Origin of the sequence: Paenibacillus vietnamensis, assembly GCF_020169515.1 — a bacterium.
Classification (GTDB): Bacteria; Bacillota; Bacilli; order Paenibacillales; family Paenibacillaceae; genus Pristimantibacillus; species Pristimantibacillus vietnamensis.
Genome location: NZ_JAHMHW010000004.1, coordinates 485,539 through 503,455, shown reverse-complemented (window position 1 = coordinate 503,455; position 17,917 = coordinate 485,539). Strand labels below are relative to the sequence as shown.

Here is a 17,917-nt window from a genome sequence, read left to right as displayed (position 1 = left end):
ACTTCTTTAAGCGAGGATGGATAGACATGAGACAAAGTTACGGGATAAAACGCAGGATCGTCCGGCACTGGCCGTTATACGCCATTATCGCGCTGCCGACGGCTTTTTTGATCCTGTTCAGTTATTGGCCGATGCTCGGGGTGCAAATTGCATTCCGCAATTTCAGCCCGGTGCTGGGCATTTGGGAAAGCCCTTGGGTCGGCTTTCAGCATTTTGAGCTGTTTCTGTCCTCTCCGTATTTCGGGCCGTTGCTTAAGAACACGCTGAGCATCAGCCTCTATTATCTTGCCGTTTCCATTCCCTGCGCCATCATACTGGCACTCGCTCTGAACGAGGTCAGAAACGGCCGGTTCAAAAAGGCCGTGCAGATGTTAACTTATGCGCCTTATTTTATCTCAACGGTAATTTTAGTAGGCATGGTTCAAATCATGCTGTCTCCGACAAACGGTCCTCTGTCCCTTTTCTCCAGGCTGTTCGGCGAAAATAATCCTCCGAACGTGCTTGCCAGCGCGGATAGCTTCGCCTCCGTCTATGTCTGGTCGGGAATCTGGCAAGAAACGGGATACGGGGCCATTATCTATCTTGCGGCTTTGGCCGGAGTAAACCCTGAGCTGTATGAAGCCGCCAAGATCGACGGCGCGACCCGTTTGCAGAAGATTCGCTATATTGACCTGCCGGGCATTAGCTCGACGATCATTATTCTGATGATCTTGAGCGTTGGCGGGCTGCTCAGCGTCGGTTTCGAGAAGGTGTATCTGCTTCAGAACAATCTGAACCTGAGCTCCTCGGAAATTATATCCACTTACGTTTATAAGGTCGGTCTGGTTAACGCAGATTTCAGCTTTGCTTCGGCAATTGGTTTGTTTAATGCGGTTATTGGTTTGATCTTGATAACGACAGTCAACTACTGCGCTCGAAAAGTCTCGGACAGCAGTCTGTTCTAGGATAGGAGGATATCCGTTATGCGTCACACAACCACGATCCGAGAGTCCAGGGCGGACCGCGTTTTTTTATTTTTCATATATGCAGGCTTGACGTTGGTTCTCCTTCTTGTCCTGTATCCGCTTCTATTTATTGTAAGCTCTTCATTCAGTTCGGGGGCGGCCGTTCAGAGCGGCAAGGTATGGCTGTGGCCGGTGGATCCCACGCTGGACGGATACATTGGGGTATTTAAGTACAATGCGGTATGGACCGGATTCGCCAATTCCCTGCTGTATACCATAGGGGGCACCTTGCTGAGCGTTGCTCTTACAGTGATGATGGCCTATCCGTTGTCGAGGAAAGAGATGGTTGGGCGGAGCGTCTGGATTTGGGCTATTTTGTTTGCCATGCTGTTTAACGGAGGCCTGATTCCTTTTTACCTCGTGGTCAAGCAACTGGGCATGCTGAACACGCCTTGGGCGATCATCGTGCCGTCGGCGCTGAATATCTTCTCTATTATCATTGCCAAGACCTTCTTCCAGTCCTCATTGCCCAAGGAGCTTTACGAAGCGGCCCAACTGGACGGCTGCGGAGATTTTCGGTTCTTGACGCGCATCGCGCTGCCGTTATCCAAGCCGATCCTGGCCGTTTTGATCCTGTGGTCGGCGGTCGGACTGTGGAACTCGTACTTCAACGCGCTGATCTTTTTGAATTCCCAGTCTCTGTACCCGTTGCAGCTCGTGCTGCGCCAGATCCTGGTCGAGAATAAAATCGACTATACTAGCATGTCGGCGACGCTCGATACCCAGAGGCTAACGCTGATGCAAAATATGGAGACGTTGCTGAAATATTCGTTGATTGTTATTACGACGATTCCGATTCTGCTTATCTATCCCTTTGTGCAGAAGTACTTCGTCAAAGGCGTTATGGTGGGATCCGTAAAGGAATAGAAGAACGTACAACATGGTTTGAAAAGACGGAGGTCTTGAACGATGACAAGAATGGGCATGGTGTATTATCCTGAGCAATGGAACCGCTCGATGTGGGACGAGGATGCGGAGATGATGCGCCGAACCGGAGTCAGAATCGTGCGTCTAGCCGAATTCGCCTGGTCTCGTCTGGAACCGAATGAAGGAGAATATCGCTTTGAATGGCTTGACGATGCCATCGAGGTATTCCATCGACGGGGAATACAAGTTGTATTGGGCACTCCGACGTGCACGCCTCCGAACTGGCTAACGCAGCGATATCCCGATGTGCTGCCTGTCGACGCTCAGCAGCAACCTCGTTACCCTGGAGTACGAGGACACCGCTGCCACGGCATCTTGAAGACTGCGTCCGTAACGGGGCCACGCTGATCTTGAACCCCCGGACAGGGGTGAAGAATGACCATAATGTTTGCTGGCTGAAGCCGCTCCCCGGACCGCTTGCCGATGCGGCGGGAGTGCGCGTCTCCGAATACGACCTTATCGGCCTCGATTCGAATTCCATCCGCACCAAACAAGGCCGATCGTATGCATGCAGCCAGTGGTGCGATGTCTTGTCCCCCGAGGGGGCTGAGCCGATTGCCTGGTAAGAGGACGATTTCTTTGCTGGCGAGCCGGCGGCTACCCGCCATAAGCTTGGGCAAGGACAGATCATTTATTTGGGAACGGTGGCCGAGGAGGGTTTCTACACGGAATTGTTCCGCGATGCCGCGGAAGAAGCGGGTGTTGGCTGCTTTGCGGGCCTGCCTGATGGAGTGCAGATTTCGATACGCGAGAAAGGCGATTCCCGTTTTCTGTTCATTACCAATTTGAGCCGCCAGCGGAACACGGTGCCTCTGGGAGGCCCATTCTACGGACTGCTTGCGGAGGCAACGGTCGGACCGGATTTGGATATGGAGCCTTATGGCGTCGAAATCGTAGTTTGGGCGCAATAGCGCAAATCAGTCGAACACATATAAATGAATGGCGGTGCCGGTATGATAGGCATCGCCATTTTTTTATTTTGACTGCCGTTTCCATGAGCAAGCAGAAGTTAATTTCCGGAAGAGTAATGGGCATTGTATTCGGAAGGCGTCATCTTCATGTAGTGCTTGAATCATTTTGAAAAATAACTGACATGCTGAAAGCCGGTTTCAAAGGAGGCTTCCAGTCTCAGCGGCAACACTTTAATTTTTGATGATTTTTAAAAGGAGATTGTTGTTTCCTCTCATTTTGGCATGTTTCTCGGTAACTTATAATGAAATTAAAACATTGACCTGTCAGAAGGGGTGGAATCAATCATGAATTCAGACATTACTAGCAGCAGTACAACCATCGCATTATCGAGAAAGCCTAAGCGGTGGGAGTCTCCTTTAGCAGGGTACCTATTTTTGATGCCATGGATTGTAGGGATCCTTGTTCTTGTTGCTTATCCTATGGTGATGTCATTTTATTATTCGTTAACAAATTATACAATATTGGATACTCCTGAGTGGGTGGGGTTTCAGAATTACAGTGAAATCCTATTTGAAGATGACACGTTCAGACAGTCACTGAAAGTAACCTTGTTATTTGTGCTCTTTGCAGTGCCCTTTAAGCTCCTTTTTGCATTGGTTGTAGCCATGCTCTTGAACAAAGAGATAAGGGGATTGTCCTTCTACCGAACAATGATATATTTTCCATCCTTAATAGGCGGAAGTATAGCTATATCTATTTTATGGAAAAATATATTCGGTAAAGAGGGTTTCATTAACCAACTTATTGGGATATTTGGGTTCGAGGGGAAGTCATGGATCAACTCTCCGGATACGGCTCTGGCTACATTGATATTGCTTGTAGTCTGGCAATTTGGCTCATCCATGGTGATATTTTTGGCAGGTCTGAAGCAAATTCCACTGGATCTTTATGAAGCCGCTTCGGTAGATGGAGCGGATTGGTTTGTAAAATTTAGAAAAATTACATTACCCATGTTGTCACCGATCATTCTATTTAACCTTGTAATGCAAACTATTACAGCGTTTCAAATGTTTACACAAGCCTTCATTATTACGAAAGGCGGGCCCATTAACTCTACGTATGTGTATGTTATGTACTTGTATGAGCTGGGCTTTGCTAGATTCCAGATGGGTTATGCTTCTGCGTTAGCTTGGATTTTGTTATTGATTATTGCCATAGCGACAGCCCTTGTCTTTCTATCCTCCCGGCAATGGGTGTTTTATGAAAATGAAGGAGGCAAATAAGACGTGAATAAGACAATCAATCCTCTATCCAGGCAAATTTTCATTATGGCATTTAGTCTGTTAATGGTGTATCCGGTGCTTTGGTGGCTGGGGGCTTCGTTGAAATCGAATGCCGAAATGAGTTCTCCCAACATTTTTTCCAAAAACCCCGTTTGGAGTAATTATATTGATGGATGGTTTGCTGTACCCAATTATTCATTCACTCACTTTTATTTAAATACGTTTACGCTTATTGGAGGCGTGTTGTTTACAACGATAATATCCTGCAGTTTAGCGGCGTTTGCTTTTGCGCGACTCGATTTTCCGCTTCGTAAGTTTTGGTTTGCCATCCTTCTTGTCACGTTGATGCTGCCAGGACAGGTACTTACCGTGCCGCAATATGTCTTGTACAATTGGTTTGGATGGATTAATACGTATTTGCCTTTTTATGTGCCGCACGCACTAGGTAGTGGAGCGGGTGGTTCGTTCTTTATCTTTATGCTTGTTCAATTTATGCGAGGCATCCCAAAGGAATTAGATGACTCTGCAAGGATGGATGGTTGTTCATGGTTTCGGATATACTGGTATATTATGATGCCGTTAACAAAACCAGCACTTGTGACAGTGGGGATCTTTTGCTTTCTATGGAATTGGGATGACTTTTTTGGACAGCTGCTATATATCAACAGCGTAGACAAATACACCATCAATTTAGCGCTGAAATTATTTATTGATACTCAATCTGCAATGCCTTGGGGCCAAATGCTAGCTATGTCGCTGTTATCTGTGGTTCCGGCTGTCATCATCTTTTTCTTCGCACAAAAGCATTTTGTAGAAGGTATCTCTGCGGGGGCATTAAAAGGGTAAAAGAAAAGCATCAACGCAGGAGGCGGCTGTGAATCCTTTCAAACGGTTTAAAATTGAAGTGATGTTCTTATGGGGAGTCGTGGGATTCATGACTCTCCTTTTGGCTGTTGTATCGTACATCATCACGAATATAGTTACCAGTGAATTTGTCGAGAACACATCGCATTATCAATCTAAATTATTGACGGAATTAAACCAGAAGGCGATTAACCAGTTCCAGGGGCTGGAGCAGTTATCCTTAAATGCGACGAAGGCGATTGAGAAAAGCTACGTTCAATTCCAGGATGAAGACGGTTCAGTGTATGAAAAAGTAATGGCTCAGGATGAGCTTAATAAAACTCTGAGCCATTTGCTGTATACCACCCCCAAAATTCATTCTGTCGAGCTGTGGACAAACGTAGATATTATAGAGAAAAATGAGTTTGTACGTTTTGATAAGCTGATGAATTACCCTAATGACGCTTGGGCCGAACCGATTTTACTATCGGATTCTGCATGGCTAGGTAAGCATGCCATTACGATTCAAAATCAATCTAATAATGTGATTAGCTTTGCTAGAAAGCTTTATACTAGAACGAATGATTATTATGGATTACTCATTATAAATACCGATGTGAAGTACTGGGAAGAGGTTATATCTGGTAAGAATCATAATTCAATGAGAACACTGCTCGATTCAGGAGGCAGACCGCTCTTGCATCTTAGTCAAGATGATGAAGATCCAGTCATCATTTCCGATTTTACATTAATTCCAGAGCAAGACTCAGGTTACATGAAAACGATCATCAACCAGAAGTCGTATCTCATGGTGTGGTCCAGATCACCGGATTCCAAATGGGGTTTAATTGAATTTACAACATGGGATAAAATGGTAAGCGGTTCAAACAAAATTCGAACGACGATTTGGTGGATTGGATTCGTATCTATGTTCTTTATTCTGTTAATAATAAGGTTATTCGTCCATCAATTTACACGGCCAATTATGCATTTAGTTCGTCTCATGAACAAATACCCGAACCATAAAGATCTAGGCATCATACCGAATGACTATAGAAATGAGTTTGGTCATCTGTTCCAAGGCTACCGGAAACTAGTGGATCGAATTGAGTCGCTCTATAACGATTTAGAGCTCCAGTATACAATGCAAAAGGAAGTTGAAGTTAAGGCGCTGCAGGCTATGATCAATCCACATTTTTTATATAATACACTGGATCAAATCAATTGGGCTGCTATAGAGTCAAATCAAACGAATGTTAGTGAAATGATTTCCTTACTAGGCAGAATGTTAAGAATAACGTTGTCTCATGGCAAAGGTTTAATAACCTTGAAGCAAGAGTTAGAGCTTGTACAGTGTTACCTCGAACTTCAAAAAATACGCTGGAAGGACAGGTTATCCGTAAATATTGATGTGCCAGAACCGTTGTATGATTATGTTATTCCTAAAGTAACGATTCAACCTTTCATAGAAAATGCTTTTCGGCATGGATTTCATGGAAAGGAAAAGGCTGAGCTGACACTTCAAGCATATGAAGAGAAAGGCCAGTTATCCATTGTAATCGAAGACGATGGAAGAGGACTTCGAAAGGGTTGGCAGGAGTCAACGGACAATTCTTTTGGCGGATATGCTTTGAATAATGTTAAGGAAAGAATTCAAACCTATTTTGGAGAGAGGTACGGCTTCGAGCTCAATAATTTGGTGACGGGAGGAGTCCGCGCCGTCATTCATTTGCCCATAGTTCATCAAACGAGTCAAAGCGACAGAAAATAAGCCTTTAAGGAGGAACGGACTTGGATGTGGACAGTTGTTATTATCGATGATGATTTTCAAGTGCTTGAAGCTATGAAAAAAATGATCCCTTGGGACATTTTGGGCGCCACATTGGTAGGTGTTGCTTTGGATGGTGAAGAAGGCATCCAGTTAATTCATGATTTTAGCCCAGACATTGTAATTACGGATATCTATATGCCTGTGAAGGATGGCATGCGGATGATGGAAGAGCTCCGGACCGAGGATTATTGCGGAAAACTAATTATTTTAAGTGGATATAACGATTTCGAAATCGCCCGGAATGCACTGCGTCTGGAAGTTCATGATTACTTGTCAAAGCCGGTAACGATGGAACAAATAAAAAGTGCCCTGTCTAGCGCCATCATCAGTCTTGAAAGAGAACTAGAACAAACTATGCAATATAGTGTGATGAAACAGAAATTGGAGCTTTATGAACCCTTTGTACAAAAACAAGCGCTCCGAGCAATTTTAACCAGCAGGACACCCTTAGAACTAAATACTTCCATGCTGCGGATGGGGAATAGGGACTGGTGGATTGAAAAAGATCATCTCGTGATCATTTTTGAATTACAAAGAACGCAAAGAGTACGTGATATCTCAATTGGAAGTTGGAATTTGTTTCGCTTTGCTGTCTATAATGTCCTAGAAGAAACGGTTAAGGACCTTTGGATCGAGTCGCATTTAGTTGAACTGCATGGTTCTAACTGGGCGCTGCTTCTTCATTTAGACAAAGATATACGTGATATTCGCCAGCTTACTGAAGGGCTTATAGAACGCGTTCAGTCTCATATTTCAATGTATTTAAATCTTGAAATCAAAGCAGGCATTGGACAAGTGAAAAGTGACTATGCTTATATACCTGATTCACTTGAGGAGGCGTTTCAGGATCTATATAACAGTTCTCAGTCTTCTTTAATGGGAAGCGGGATTTACCAAAATTTGTTGATCAAGACGTTTGATTTTTATCAGCAATTGTACCAAGCTTTTTTGAATGATGAGACGGAAATAAATGAACTCGTTCAAAAACATATGGATGCAATAAGAGAGATAAATCCCGACGAACACTTCCTTCAGTATTTTGCATTTGAAATTTTGAACTTATTATTAAATATTTCGAAGAATACGCCACGAATAAATTCAAATCTAAACGAAGTACAATTGAAAGCGGGAATTGCCGAAATTAGAGGTTTCGACCACTTAAATGATTGGGTCTCGAATTTGTTAAGGAACGTCAATGATCGTAAATATTTGCAAATTAATGCTAAGCACAAACAAGTTGTGGATCTAATGGTCGATTATATTCATAAGCATTACGGCGACGAACTCACTTTGGAACGATTAGCAAATGAAATATATCTTACAAAAAATTATTTGAATCAAATATTTAAGAAGGCCATGGGCGATACCTTTAATCAATACTTAACTAAGGTAAGGATGGAGAAAGCCAAGGCCATGCTGCTTGACGGAAAGTATTTAATTTACGAAGTTTCAGAACGAGTAGGGTATAAAAATATTCCTTATTTCAGCACGCTTTTTAAGAAGTATACTGGGATGAACCCAAGTGAATTTGTAAGTGAAAAAATGCTAGATAACTGATGGATATTAAAAGAAAAGTGTGGTTTCCTCCTATTTTCCTGATCTAACTTTCCATATATGATGGTAACGTATTCAATAATAGAGAGGGGAAAAAAAATGAAGTCATGGAGAAGACAAGCTTTCCTTAGTGTAATCATTGTGTTGATCCTTGCATTAGTCGGCTGTGCAACAGGGTCAAACGAATCCGGTAATGAAGGGAATAGGAATGAATCTGCTGATCAGAATGGTGCTGTAACTTTGAGAATTGTATGGTGGGGATCGCAAGCAAGACATGATGCAACCCAAAAAGCAATAGAGCTTTACTCCCAGAAAAACCCTAATGTTAAGTTTGAAGCGGAATTTTCAGGATGGGATGGTTACTGGGATAAGTTAGGCGTTCAATTTAGTGCAGGGAATGCACCTGATATTATCCAAATGGATGCGGCTTATTTGGAGGACTATGCTACAAGGGGATTGTTCTCGGAATTATCTTCCATTAATACTGAACAAGTGTCCTCCGAGTTGCTTGCTTCAGGTAAAGTAAACGATACTTTATATGCAATGCCCCTGGGAAGTAACGCATTTGGTTTAATCTATGACAAATCAGTTGTAGAGAAGTTGGGTATTACTCCTCCATCTAATGGCTGGACTTGGGATGATTATTTTGCATTTGTAGAAGAAGCAAAAGCAAAGCTTGGAGACGGCAAAAGTGTAATTGGTGATGCTGATGGTATTCATAAGTATAATGTATATCAACTAGCTTACGGTAAAGGTGATGTATACGCTAACGGCACATTTAATTTAGATAAAGACCTATATATTGAGTTCCTAACTAAAATGAAAGAATTGCGAGATAAAGGTGCAGTTCCTAGTGCTGAAATAACATCTGCTCATGTAGAATTTGATCCTACTGCCGATATCTTAGTGAATGAAACGATTTTGATGCGCCCTAATTATGCTGCACAAATCGGTTCTCTTGACTCTTTAAAACCAGGTGCTTATGGCGTAGTAACCATGCCTAGAGCATCGGAAAGTGGCGGACATTTAAAGCCCTCCATGTTCTGGAGTATTAATAAGAGCTCTAAACAACAGGAAGAAGCCCAAAAATTTGTGGATTGGTTTGTTAATGACCCTGAAGCTGCTAAAATCTTAGGGACTAGTCGTGGGCTGCCTGTGAATAATAGTAATTTAGAACTGCTTAAATCTGATTTTTCGACGGCAGATAAACTAAGCGCTGAACTCATTTCTGTAACAGCTGATAATAATCCTCAACCATTCACCCCGGAGCCCAAAGGGTGGAGTAATTTTCAAAATGATTATTTGAAAATTTACGAGAAATTTATGTTTGATGTGATTACACCGGAAGAAACCTATGAAGAAGTCATGAAACTAGCTCAGCAATACGAAGAAGCCAATTAGCGTTCTTTTTTACACATTGAAATAATTAACCAGGGAGTATATAGATCGCAGCTTGCGATCTTGGCCAATTTCTCAAAAGTGGTAAGTTCTCCATCATTTCACCTAGGTGAAGTGTGCGAAAATGGCTTTTTTATTAACAAGCTCCGTTTAAACACCCTGCTGTAACGTTGGATAAATTACCGAAGTGAGTCTGTAAAATATTCTGTGTAGTGCGGCCGGGCAAGGTCGCTAATTCTAGTGGGTGAGAGTCCCATCAGGATAAAGCCTAACCAGCCATCCTGTAGCTAGTTCTTGGAGGTTATCCGGTAACGGATAGCTTTAAGCGTAGAACGGCAAAGTAGCGGGCCGAAAGCGTAAGCTGAAGTGATTGAGCCTCGAAATATTAGTCGAGATTGGCCGATGTAGTTACACATACAGAAGGCGAAACCTGTTCAAGCGCAATGGTGAGGTTGAACAGGCGCTCCGGGGTCTAAGAGCTTGGCACGTTATAAATCGAGAATTAGCGGTAACCCGGGAGACCCTATCTTTCCCTAGAATCACTGGGTATGCCGTACAAGCGAAAACCAAGCAAGGAAAGCAAATGAGAGATAGGGAGTCGGATAGCTAAGTAGTATCGATGAAGCTGCGTAATGGCGGTGGAGAAAAGGAAGCTACATCTGAAGACCTTGGCAAAGGACACAATTCCCACACTCAGAGGTGGAAGCGAATTGGAAACAAAACTTGTTAAGATAGCACAATTAGCAAAAGATCGACCCAAAGAACAGTTTACGAGCCTAATCCACCTTCTGGACGAGGAAGCATTGTACATGTGCCACCAAGAACTGAGAGGGGACAAAGCTGTCGGAGTGGATGAAGTTACGAAAGCGCGATACGAGGAGAATCTGTGCATGAATTTAAAGAAACTGCATCACTCCTTGCGCCAAATGGCTTACAAACCTCAACCCGTCAGGCGAGTTTATATCCCTAAGCCTGGAAGCAAGAAGATGAGACCGCTGGGTATCCCAGCTTACGAAGATAAGATTGTTCAGTTGGCAGTAAGTAAAATCCTGTCTGCCCTATACGAACAGGACTTTCTGAATTTTTCTTTTGGATTTCGACCAGGGCTTGGCTGTCACGACGCATTGCGAATGCTAAATACGACGATCATGACGAAGAAAACGAACTGGGTTGTGGATGCGGACATATCTGGTTTCTTTGACCATGTTGATCATAGCTGGATGATCAAATGCCTGGAGGTTCGAATCAAGGACCGTAAACTGTTGCAACTGATACAGCGTATGCTCAAAGCTGGCATGATGGAGGAAGGAATCCTTCGGCAAACCGAACAAGGTACGCCGCAGGGAGGAATCATCTCCCCCGTGCTCGCTAATGTCTACCTACACTACGTACTGGACTTATGGTTTGAAAAACGAATGAAGAAGCAATACAGAGGCCAGACCTACATGGTTCGTTACGCGGATGATTTTGTATGCTGTTTCCAATCTGAAGGTGAAGCTCGAAATTTTTATCTGCAACTTAAGGATAGGCTCAAAAAGTTCAACCTGGAGATAGCGCCAGAAAAGAGCAAGATTATGGAATTTGGCCAATTTGCTGCACAAAACAAGGGGAACAGAGGAGAGGGCAGGCCGGAGACATTCGATTTCCTAGGATTTACCCACTATTGTGGGAAAAGTCGAAACGGAAAATTTAGAGTGAAGCGACAAACGAGCAGGAAGAAATTTCAAGCCGCCCTCAATCGAATGAAGGTATGGATAAAGGCCAATCGAACCCTACCGGTCAAATCACTCATGGATCAGCTCAAAGCAAAACTCACTGGACACTACAGGTATTACGGCATCACAGACAATGGTCCAATGCTGTCGAGGTACTGGTACGGTACAATGAGGTTGCTATTTAAATGGTTGAACCGGAGAAGCCAACGGAATAGCTATACCTGGGACAAGTTTTTATTGCTAATGGAAGCCAATCCACTACCCAAACCAAGAATATATTCGAGTATGTTTGGCGGAAAGGCCCTCGTGTGAAGCTTCCGATGAGGAGCCGTGTGCGTAAATAGCGCAAGCACGGTTCTGCGAGGGGGGAGCGTACAATCCTGCAAGGAAAGGCGCTCTTCTACTCTACGTGCGGCCGGGCAAGGTCGCTAATTCTAGTGGGTGAGAGTCCCATCAGGATAAAGCCTAACCAGCCATCCTGTAGCTAGTTCTTGGAGGTTATCCGGTAACGGATAGCTTTAAGCGTAGAACGGCAAAGTAGCGGGCCGAAAGCGTAAGCTGAAGTGATTGAGCCTCGAAATATTAGTCGAGATTGGCCGATGTAGTTACACATACAGAAGGCGAAACCTGTTCAAGCGCAATGGTGAGGTTGAACAGGCGCTCCGGGGTCTAAGAGCTTGGCACGTTATAAATCGAGAATTAGCGGTAACCCGGGAGACCCTATCTTTCCCTAGAATCACTGGGTATGCCGTACAAGCGAAAACCAAGCAAGGAAAGCAAATGAGAGATAGGGAGTCGGATAGCTAAGTAGTATCGATGAAGCTGCGTAATGGCGGTGGAGAAAAGGAAGCTACATCTGAAGACCTTGGCAAAGGACACAATTCCCACACTCAGAGGTGGAAGCGAATTGGAAACAAAACTTGTTAAGATAGCACAATTAGCAAAAGATCGACCCAAAGAACAGTTTACGAGCCTAATCCACCTTCTGGACGAGGAAGCATTGTACATGTGCCACCAAGAACTGAGAGGGGACAAAGCTGTCGGAGTGGATGAAGTTACGAAAGCGCGATACGAGGAGAATCTGTGCATGAATTTAAAGAAACTGCATCACTCCTTGCGCCAAATGGCTTACAAACCTCAACCCGTCAGGCGAGTTTATATCCCTAAGCCTGGAAGCAAGAAGATGAGACCGCTGGGTATCCCAGCTTACGAAGATAAGATTGTTCAGTTGGCAGTAAGTAAAATCCTGTCTGCCCTATACGAACAGGACTTTCTGAATTTTTCTTTTGGATTTCGACCAGGGCTTGGCTGTCACGACGCATTGCGAATGCTAAATACGACGATCATGACGAAGAAAACGAACTGGGTTGTGGATGCGGACATATCTGGTTTCTTTGACCATGTTGATCATAGCTGGATGATCAAATGCCTGGAGGTTCGAATCAAGGACCGTAAACTGTTGCAACTGATACAGCGTATGCTCAAAGCTGGCATGATGGAGGAAGGAATCCTTCGGCAAACCGAACAAGGTACGCCGCAGGGAGGAATCATCTCCCCCGTGCTCGCTAATGTCTACCTACACTACGTACTGGACTTATGGTTTGAAAAACGAATGAAGAAGCAATACAGAGGCCAGACCTACATGGTTCGTTACGCGGATGATTTTGTATGCTGTTTCCAATCTGAAGGTGAAGCTCGAAATTTTTATCTGCAACTTAAGGATAGGCTCAAAAAGTTCAACCTGGAGATAGCGCCAGAAAAGAGCAAGATTATGGAATTTGGCCAATTTGCTGCACAAAACAAGGGGAACAGAGGAGAGGGCAGGCCGGAGACATTCGATTTCCTAGGATTTACCCACTATTGTGGGAAAAGTCGAAACGGAAAATTTAGAGTGAAGCGACAAACGAGCAGGAAGAAATTTCAAGCCGCCCTCAATCGAATGAAGGTATGGATAAAGGCCAATCGAACCCTACCGGTCAAATCACTCATGGATCAGCTCAAAGCAAAACTCACTGGACACTACAGGTATTACGGCATCACAGACAATGGTCCAATGCTGTCGAGGTACTGGTACGGTACAATGAGGTTGCTATTTAAATGGTTGAACCGGAGAAGCCAACGGAATAGCTATACCTGGGACAAGTTTTTATTGCTAATGGAAGCCAATCCACTACCCAAACCAAGAATATATTCGAGTATGTTTGGCGGAAAGGCCCTCGTGTGAAGCTTCCGATGAGGAGCCGTGTGCGTAAATAGCGCAAGCACGGTTCTGCGAGGGGGGAGCGTACAATCCTGCAAGGAAAGGCGCTCTTCTACTCTACAACTCTCAAACCATATTGCAATAAGAGAAAGGTTGGTTTGAGAGGATGGCACACATGGCGAGATTCAATAAAGAACAAGTGAAGGCGTTTGTGAAGGACAACAACCTCAAGACGATGGAGGATGTGCAGTCGGCGTTGAAAGAGCTGTTCGCAGAGACGCTGCAGTCCATGCTGGAGGCGGAACTCGACACCGAGTTAGGTTATGAAAAGCACGATGTAAAGAGCAAGGTGACGACTAACAGCCGTAACGGCAATCGGGGAGAATGAGTCCTCGAAGTTCTGGCTCAGCGTATTGAACGACCTGCGTAACCGCGGGGTTCAGGACATTCTCATCACCTGTGTGGACAATCTGACGGGATTCTCTCAGGCTATTTCCGCCTGTTATCCGAACACCGAGATTCAAAAGTGCATGATCCATCAAATTCGCAATTCAACACGCTACGTCTCTTACAAGGACCTGAAGAAAGTAACAGCTGACCTGAAGCCTATCTACAAGGCTGCAACAGAGGAAGCAGCGTTATTGGAGCTGGATCGATTTGAAGATGTCTGGGGCAACAAATATCCGCTTATCGTCCGTTCGTGGCGCAACAACTGGGCGGAGCTATCCACCTTCTTCAAATACCCACCAGAGATTCGTAAACTGATTTATACAACCAATATGATCGAGAGCTACCACCGTCAGCTTCGAAAGGTAACCAAAGGGAAGAGCATTTTCCCTTCTGATGAATCGCTGCTTAAGATGCTCTACCTGGCAACCATGGATGTGACTCGTAAGTGGACGGGACGCGTACAGAACTGGGGCCAAAAAATGCTCCTCCAGCTCTCTGTCTTCTTCCCTGATAGGATTGGCAAGTACCTACGTTAATTTTTGTTACAAGAGGGTTTACACAAAATACTGGACAGACCCACCGAAGTTATACTAAGCTAACTCGTAACTAAGTAGCTTTGTCCTGATATTGAGAACATGTAAAAGTGCTTAACTTTGCTTATGCAAAGTTGAGCACTTTTTGGTGTTCTAATAGCTAGATCTCTGAAATTGCATTAAACAACTTTATTTTTCCTCACCAAGCGCGCAAAGCCAATTCATCACCCCCATCGACATAGTCATGATTCAATCTCGCTATATCATCTGAGGGGTAATGAACGTCTAGAACGAACATTATGGAGCTGCAACGCTTCCGCCACGAGCTTTACTATATACGCCATAAGGAGTCAGTGCAATTCGGCCAAGTCCTCCGTCTTCTGTCCCTTCTCCCCAGACAGCAATGGAAATATCATTCACGCCGTTCGTATGGAGAATTTCTTTTGGGACGTAAAACGTGCTTTGCGGGCCGACATGATTCATATACATTCCCATATTCCAGCCGTTAATGAACAGGCGAGCGCGTATCTTTTTGTTGTCCGGTTTGTCAAAATGAATGCCTATCGGAGCATCAACATCATCCGGGACGTTCAAAGTGAATTGCGTCTTATACCAGCTGACGCCTTCGCCGGGAGCAGACGCTTCAGACCAATCGTGCGGCAGCGTAACATCATGCCAAGACGATGTGTTGAACCTGGGCAAATGCCAGCCTTTCCGTTCTCCGTAAAGACCGCTCGTATTAAATATGCCGCGGGTTTTATCGACGATATTTTCACCGCCCGGTGCGCCTTGAATTTTCCAGTTCGTTGGCGATGTTGCTCCAGAAATAGCTGCGGTTATTAAGCCTCTTGGTTCGCGCCATGCTTCATCGGATTCAAAATCTTGATTATGGCCCATATTGACCGCTAAAACGCCGATCACATTATCTTGACCGGCTTTCACGATTCCTGCAGGGAACTTGAAGGTTTCAGGAGAGTCGCTTCCTCCAATAAAGGTGCCGTTCAACCATACATGATAACGACCGTAATCACCCGGATTAGCATGCAGCGTAATATTCGTTTCCTGGCCATTTCCTTTGAAATGTCCTCGATACCAGACATAGCCGTAGTGATATCCGTAAGCATCCATCCTTAAGTTATCGGCTTTGGCAGTCGTCCAGCCGGAGTCATCAAAGTTGATTTCCTTCTCAGGCGCTTCCGTTTTAAATTTCCAGCCTGTCAGCTCCGGCAGTTGAATTTCCGGCGGGCCGCCTAATACAGACAGCATGGATCCGTCTTGAGCGGCTGCGAGCGGGAGTTTGCCTCCATTCCAAGTAACGCTGCTTATTCCATTCGCTAAAATTTCGATCTCTGTACTGCGATCCGTATCGCCCATTAAAGCCAAATCATTTCCGGAGACCGAGGCCGTACGTACGAGGTAAGGTCCTCTAACCAGCACGGGGCCTCGTTCTGTCTCATTCATCCACACTCTGTCAGCTTCCTCATCCGTACCAAGCCATAGGATCAAATTCCGGTCAGCGCCGCCTCCGGATATTTTGACTTTCGTCATGCCGGAGTGGGTGTAGTTCAAGCGAAGATCTCCTGTTTTGTTATCATAGGCATGTGTCACGGTACCGGTGAGCACTTCCACTGACGGTTCCGCGGCATAGCGTAAAACGGTTTCTCCATCTTCACCGTTACGTCCGTACAACACAGCGATGTCTTGATTGTTGATCGTTTTATGTGTCATCAACTCGGACGTGGAATACACCAATCTCTGAGCGCCGAAGGAATAGCCGGACACAAACGTTTTGCTGTCTCTGCCGTTCAATCGGATGGATGTATCCGGTTTCTGAGGTATCGTATAGGAGCCGTCCTTCCCCGTAATCTTCAGCTTTGTCGTCTCATCGGACGCTGAATTGGAAACGGCATGCATAAGCGTCCAAAATGTTGTTCCATGATCGGGATTTCTCCTTGCATTCACTGTCAGCGCAGGGTTCGTTACGGCTGTGCCCTTTACCTCAACATGTTCCGTTTTTGTTGCTGAATTTACCGTCTGCAGCATGTAACCGATTTTTTTCATGGCATACGCTTTGGGTGTCAATCGGATCGCTTCATCGATAGATGCGCCGTAATCGTAGGAGGTATAGTAGGTTGCCCCCGGCAGCCAGCCCCAGTTCGTGCCGCCGTAGCCCATATAGGCATTTACCAGCGTGGCGCCTTGACTAAGAACTCCTTTATAGAACACATTTATGAAATCGGGGCCTGTCTTCTCACGGCACTTCGCATACCCGCTTCCTCCCCATTTGTCGAATGACCCACCCTGATATTCCGCTATGAAAATAGGACTGGTTGGCGATGCCGCGCGCACGCCTTTCTCAATGCCGACGGGCACTTTTCCCCATTCAGCCGGTTTACTGCAATCGAAACCAAGCGGATAGGAATCGAAGGCATACAGATCCGGGGCTCCTTTGCCCGAAGCCCATAAGCCGCCGAGATTGACGTCATTATGGAACGTAGGCACATCGATGCCACCCGCTTTGGCTTTATCAATAAGATCTTGCATATAATTTGCATCTCGGTCAGGGCCGAAATATTCGTTTTCTACTTGATACAAAATGACGTTGCCGCCGCGGGTGATTTGATGCCGGGCTAAGATCGGATTAACCTGTGACAGCCACTCTCGATAGGCCGCGGTGTAATCGGGAGCCGAAGTTCTTGCTTTGCCCGTCGTGTTTTGAAGCCAGCCGGGAAATCCGCCCGAATCCGTCTCGGCATTGATATAGGGGCCTGGCCGCACGATCACGTAAAGTCCCGCTTGCTTAGTCATATCAAGAAGCGCATCGATGTCTCTAATTCCTGTAAAGTCATAAACCCCTTGCTTCGGCGAATGATAGGCCCAGTCGAAATAAATGCTGACGGCGTTAAAGCCGGAGGCTTTTATTTTTTGCATCGCGTCCATCCACATCGTCCGGCTTGGCAATCGCCAATAATGAAATTCAGCCGACCATATCGGGAGACGCTGGCCATCAATCAGGAGCGAATACTTGTCCCAGGTTACGGTATGAGATTTGCCTTGCAGTTCAGCCGCTTCCAATGTTTGATCCATATCAACGCTGAATAGATAGGCAGTAGTGAATAGTAGTGCAAGAAATATTCTGACGAAATTGATCATCATCTTAAAAACCCCCGCAGCAAAAATGTAAGAAGTGTTTTTAATTTCTTCTTCTTACAATATAATCCTCAGTTCGTTTTTGCTTTATACAGGGCGAATGACGGATCAGCAGGG

General features: G+C 45.1%; 12 protein-coding genes and 2 pseudogenes. 13 read left to right on the top strand and 1 reads right to left on the bottom strand.

The window, feature by feature from the left end; genetic code table 11:
- Window positions 1-26 precede the first annotated feature (26 nt).
- The 13 genes and pseudogenes from KP806_RS12470 (at window position 27) to KP806_RS12410 (ending at window position 14,653) form a co-directional block, all read left to right on the top strand.
- Window positions 27-944, top strand: coding sequence for an ABC transporter permease (locus KP806_RS12470; protein WP_224723995.1), 918 nt, complete (start codon window positions 27-29; stop codon window positions 942-944).
- A gap of 18 nt (window positions 945-962) precedes the next feature.
- A complete protein-coding gene (locus tag KP806_RS12465) occupies window positions 963-1,871 on the top strand; it encodes a carbohydrate ABC transporter permease (RefSeq protein ID WP_224723994.1) in 909 nt (302 codons plus the stop codon).
- 42 nt (window positions 1,872-1,913) lie between these two features.
- Window positions 1,914-2,279: a beta-galactosidase gene (locus KP806_RS12460; protein WP_224723993.1), complete on the top strand. Its 366-nt coding sequence runs from the start codon at window positions 1,914-1,916 to the stop codon at window positions 2,277-2,279.
- A gap of 20 nt (window positions 2,280-2,299) precedes the next feature.
- Window positions 2,300-2,575: pseudogene (locus KP806_RS27590) on the top strand (beta-galactosidase trimerization domain-containing protein); the annotation flags it as partial.
- Window positions 2,576-2,842, top strand: coding sequence for a Beta-galactosidase C-terminal domain (locus KP806_RS12450; protein WP_318153599.1), 267 nt, complete (start codon window positions 2,576-2,578; stop codon window positions 2,840-2,842).
- 345 nt (window positions 2,843-3,187) lie between these two features.
- Window positions 3,188-4,126 (top strand): carbohydrate ABC transporter permease, encoded by a 939-nt coding sequence (locus tag KP806_RS12445; RefSeq protein WP_224723992.1) that lies wholly within the window; start codon window positions 3,188-3,190, stop codon window positions 4,124-4,126.
- Between the two features lie 45 nt (window positions 4,127-4,171).
- Complete coding sequence (locus tag KP806_RS12440) at window positions 4,172-4,972, top strand: carbohydrate ABC transporter permease (protein ID WP_224724034.1); 801 nt, start codon at window positions 4,172-4,174, stop codon at window positions 4,970-4,972.
- Window positions 4,973-5,000: 28 nt separating this feature from the next.
- Window positions 5,001-6,740: a sensor histidine kinase gene (locus KP806_RS27805; protein ID WP_224723991.1), complete on the top strand. Its 1,740-nt coding sequence runs from the start codon at window positions 5,001-5,003 to the stop codon at window positions 6,738-6,740.
- A gap of 24 nt (window positions 6,741-6,764) precedes the next feature.
- Entirely contained in the window at window positions 6,765-8,357 is a 1,593-nt protein-coding gene (locus tag KP806_RS12430) for a response regulator transcription factor (protein WP_224723990.1), read from the top strand.
- Between the two features lie 96 nt (window positions 8,358-8,453).
- Complete coding sequence (locus KP806_RS12425; RefSeq protein WP_224723989.1) at window positions 8,454-9,755, top strand: ABC transporter substrate-binding protein; 1,302 nt, start codon at window positions 8,454-8,456, stop codon at window positions 9,753-9,755.
- Window positions 9,756-10,462: 707 nt separating this feature from the next.
- Window positions 10,463-11,779, top strand: coding sequence for a group II intron reverse transcriptase/maturase (ltrA, locus tag KP806_RS12420; RefSeq protein WP_224723988.1), 1,317 nt, complete (start codon window positions 10,463-10,465; stop codon window positions 11,777-11,779).
- A gap of 595 nt (window positions 11,780-12,374) precedes the next feature.
- Window positions 12,375-13,691 (top strand): group II intron reverse transcriptase/maturase, encoded by a 1,317-nt coding sequence (gene ltrA / locus KP806_RS12415; RefSeq protein WP_224723988.1) that lies wholly within the window; start codon window positions 12,375-12,377, stop codon window positions 13,689-13,691.
- Between the two features lie 151 nt (window positions 13,692-13,842).
- Window positions 13,843-14,653, top strand: a pseudogene (locus KP806_RS12410) (IS256 family transposase).
- Between the two features lie 294 nt (window positions 14,654-14,947).
- Here the strand turns inward: KP806_RS12410 and KP806_RS12405 are convergent.
- Window positions 14,948-17,806, bottom strand: coding sequence for a glycoside hydrolase family 35 protein (locus KP806_RS12405; protein WP_224723987.1), 2,859 nt, complete (start codon window positions 17,804-17,806; stop codon window positions 14,948-14,950).
- Between the last annotated feature and the right edge of the window lie 111 nt (window positions 17,807-17,917).

What these genes read in the sequence shown, in the direction of transcription:
- KP806_RS12470 (WP_224723995.1), top strand. Translation starts at nt 27, where the DNA reads ATGAGACAAAGTTACGGGATAAAACGCAGGATCGTCCGGCACTGGCCG.
- KP806_RS12465 (WP_224723994.1), top strand. Translation starts at nt 963, where the DNA reads ATGCGTCACACAACCACGATCCGAGAGTCCAGGGCGGACCGCGTTTTT.
- KP806_RS12460 (WP_224723993.1), top strand. Translation starts at nt 1,914, where the DNA reads ATGACAAGAATGGGCATGGTGTATTATCCTGAGCAATGGAACCGCTCG.
- KP806_RS12445 (WP_224723992.1), top strand. Translation starts at nt 3,188, where the DNA reads ATGAATTCAGACATTACTAGCAGCAGTACAACCATCGCATTATCGAGA.
- KP806_RS12440 (WP_224724034.1), top strand. Translation starts at nt 4,172, where the DNA reads ATGGCATTTAGTCTGTTAATGGTGTATCCGGTGCTTTGGTGGCTGGGG.
- KP806_RS12430 (WP_224723990.1), top strand. Translation starts at nt 6,765, where the DNA reads ATGTGGACAGTTGTTATTATCGATGATGATTTTCAAGTGCTTGAAGCT.
- KP806_RS12425 (WP_224723989.1), top strand. Translation starts at nt 8,454, where the DNA reads ATGAAGTCATGGAGAAGACAAGCTTTCCTTAGTGTAATCATTGTGTTG.
- KP806_RS12405 (WP_224723987.1), bottom strand. Translation starts at nt 17,806, where the DNA reads ATGATGATCAATTTCGTCAGAATATTTCTTGCACTACTATTCACTACT.